The sequence below is a fragment of the Frankia sp. R82 genome (assembly GCF_023716925.1).
Lineage (GTDB): Bacteria > Actinomycetota > Actinomycetes > Frankiales > Frankiaceae > Frankia.
The window spans coordinates 1-3,367 of record NZ_JAMQQG010000114.1 but is presented as its reverse complement, the minus strand read 5'-3'; the positions used below and the strand labels follow the sequence as shown (position 1 = coordinate 3,367).

Annotated in this window: 1 protein-coding gene and 1 pseudogene; both read right to left on the bottom strand. The window is 75.8% G+C overall.

All coding sequences use genetic code 11. The features are described from left to right. Nucleotides 1-1,700, bottom strand: a 1,700-nt coding sequence (locus ND747_RS15945; protein WP_251734406.1) for an ATP-dependent helicase, incomplete at its 3' end; no start/stop codon positions are given. A 2-nt stretch (nucleotides 1,701-1,702) separates the two neighbouring features. Further along, nucleotides 1,703-3,274, bottom strand: a pseudogene (locus ND747_RS15940) (PD-(D/E)XK nuclease family protein); the annotation flags it as partial. Nucleotides 3,275-3,367: the final 93 nt, after the last annotated feature.

The following is a 3,367-nucleotide window of genomic DNA, read 5'->3' as shown; positions in this document are numbered from 1 at the left end:
GGCGGGGGGTCGAGGCGGACGATCTCGCGGGCCTGGCGGCCGAGGGCGGCGAGGTCGCGGGCGCCGAGGCGGACGCGCGGGCCGGTGAGCAGGCGGACCAGCGCGGTGTTCGCGGTGGGGGCGTCGAGGACCTCCAGCACCGTCACGATCTCCGCGACCTCGGGCACGGTGAGCAGACCGGTCAGGCCGACCACCTCGACCGGCAGGCCGACGGCCTGCATCGCGGTGAGCAGTGGGGGGATGTCGCCGCGGGCCCGCACGAGCACGGCGATGTCGCGGGCGGCGGTGCCGGCGTCGACGGCGGCCCGGATCCGGGCGGCGATCCAGGCCACCTCGGCGGCCCAGGTGTCGTGCAGGGCGACGACCGTGCGGCCGCGGTCGGCGACGTCGGCGCGTGGTCGCAGCTCGACGACCCGGTGCCGGGCCCGCAACGGCTCGGCGATGGCGTTGGCGAGTTCGAGCAGCCGGCCGCCGCTGCGCTGGTTGACCGACAGTTCGTAGACGGTCGCGGCGGTACCGTCCGCGGTCGGGAAATGAGTGGGGAAGTGGTCGAGGTTCGCCACCGACGCACCGCGCCAGCCGTAGATGGCCTGGCAGGGGTCCCCGACGGCGGTGACGGGATGGCCGCCGCCGAACAGCCCGGTGAGCATCCGCCGCTGGGCCACCGACGTGTCCTGGTACTCGTCGAGCAGCACCACCGCCGCCCGGGCGCGTTCGGCCAGCCCGGCCTGCGGCATCGTCTCGGCGATGTGGGCGGCGTGGGTGACCTGGTCGCCGAAGTCGAGCACGCCGCGTTCGCGCCGCGCGGCGCGGTACTCGGCGACCAGAGCGGCGAGTTCGCGCCGTCCTCGGGACGTGTGGGCGAACCGTCGCAGCAGGTCCTGCACGCCCTTGGTCCTCGGCCGCCGCCGGGCGGCCTCGAGGGCGGCGCCGATCTCGTCGAGCAGCCCGGTGTCGAAGGCGACGAGCGCGTCCGGGTCGACCAGATGCTCGCTCAGCTCGCCGTCGAGGGCGACGATCTCGCCGACGACGGCGGCCAGTGAGCGGGTCAGCGCCTGGACGGTGCCGTCGTGAGCACGGGCCACCCGGGCGGCAAGCTGATAACGCGCCGCTCCCGACAGCAGGCGGACGTCTGGTTCGAGCCCCAGCCGCAGTGCGTTGTCGACGACGAGCCGCCCGGCGAACGCATGGTAGGTCGCGACGGTCGGCTCGCCGTCCTCCTCCTCCTCCGCCGCGCCACCACCACCACCAGAACCGCCGCCGCCACCAAAGCCACCGGCACCCCAGCCACCGGCACCCCAGCCATCCGTACCCCCGTCGCCTGCGTCCGCGGAGCGGGCCGCGCCGGCACGGCGCAGGGCGAGGCGGACCCGGGCGGCGAGCTCCGCGGCTGCCTTGGTGGTGAAGGTCAGCCCCAGCACCTGGTCGGCGCGCACCTGCCCGGTCGCGACCAGCCACACCACCCGGGCGGCCATCACCGAGGTCTTCCCCGAACCGGCGCCGGCGACGATCACCCCCGGGGCCAGCGGCCCGGTGGCGGCCGCGATCTGTTCATCGGTGAACGGGACGTCCAGCAGGGTGCGCAGATCGTCTGGTTCCAGGCGCGGGCCGGTATGCGTCCCGTCACCATGATCGGCGGCTTCGGCGCCGAAACCGGGCAGGAACGGCTGACGGGGAAGGTGCCCGTCGGTACCCAGCATGCTCACGCGATGACCTGCCGTCCCTCCGGCCGCGCGGGGCAGCTTCCCTGGAACGTGCAGGTGGTGCAGTGGCCGCCGGGGACGGGACGGAACGCCTCGGCGTCGATGGTGTGCACCGCGTCGGCGACGACCTCGTCCATCCAGGTCGGGCCGTCGGCGGGCAGCGGCGCCTGGGCCTGCACCTTCGGCGGGCCGGGGGTGGCCTCGGCCGATCCGGGCACCGCGGCGTCCCCGCCGGCGTCCAGGCGCAGGTGCACGAGCTCCGCCCCGCCCGGCTCCACCGCGGCCCGTCCGGGGCCAGGCATGGCCTCCGGCCGCGTCGGGACCGGGGCCAGGCCGCGGGGGGTGGTGGCGGAGCGGACCGCGTCGTCGAGGGCGCCGGAGCGGATGGCGAGCTGGTAGCTGCCGAGCTGGGGGTGGGTGGCGAGCTCGGCGGTGGTGACCGGGGTGCGGCCGGTCTTGAAGTCGATGACGTGGACCCGGCCGGCGTCGTCGAGCTCGAGGCGGTCGATGAAACCGCGCAGCCACACCTCACGGCCGGCGACGGTGAGCTGGCAGGTGAACCGGATCTCGGCGTCGACGACGCGACGGCCCCGTTCGGCCGCATGCCAGGCCAGGAACCGGGCGAGGGCCTCGCGGGCGGCGGTGCGCTCCTGGTCGCTGCGCCAGCGGGCCTCGTAGGCCAGATGCCGCCAGACGGTGTCGAGGCGGGCGTCCAGGGCGGCCAGGTTCGCCGCGGTGCGCCCGGTGGTGACCTCGTCGGCGAGCGCGTGCACCACCCGCCCGAAGCCCTGCGCGGTCGAGGCGACGGTGACGGCATGCGCCTCGTGTTCGAGGAACCAGCGCAGGGAGCAGTCCCGCAGGCCCGACAGCGACGAGCCGGACAGCCGCACCGGCACGTCCGCAGCGACGACCGGAACCTCGGACGTGGTGACCTCCAGTAGCCCCCACCAGGTGCGCGGATGCGCGGCGGGGGCAAGCGGTCGGCCCTCGTCGTCACTGGCGGCGGCGAGCGCGGCCAGCCGGCGGCGCGCGGCGGTACGCAGCGCAGGACCCGCGCCGGGTTCGGTGGCCAACCGGCGCAGGGTCGCGACCAGACCGACGAGGGTCAGCGGCCGGGTGGGGCGCCCCCCCGCGGCGACGACGGGCACGCCGATCTCCTCGAGGAACCGGCTGGGCCGGCTGCCGTCGTCGTCGGGGCTGTCGACGGCCGTGACCAGCAGGCGCCGCCGGGCCCGGGTAAGCGCCACGTAGAACAGCCGCCGTTCGTCGGCGAGCAGGTCCGCCCGGGTCAGCGGTGGGCGCAGGCCGCCCCGGGCCGGCGCGTCGAGCTCCTCGACCCCGAGCAGCGAACTACGTTGCCGCAGATCCGGCCAGGCGCCGTCCTGCACCCCGCAGACGGCGACCACATCCCATTCGAGGCCCTTGGACCGGTGTGCGGTGAGCAGGCGGACCCCGCGGCGGCGGGCGTCCTCGCCGACCGGGGCGATCGACTCGGCGGCGAACTGCTGACGGCCGAGCTCGCCGAGCAGGGACGCCACGCCCAGCCCCGGCCCGCGCCGGGCGGCCAGTTGCGGGAGACCTCAGACGATGGCACTCGTCGCGCGGATCTACCCCAGCGACTTCCACGCGGTCTTCGTCGGCCGCCGTCGGGCCTGGTACACGGT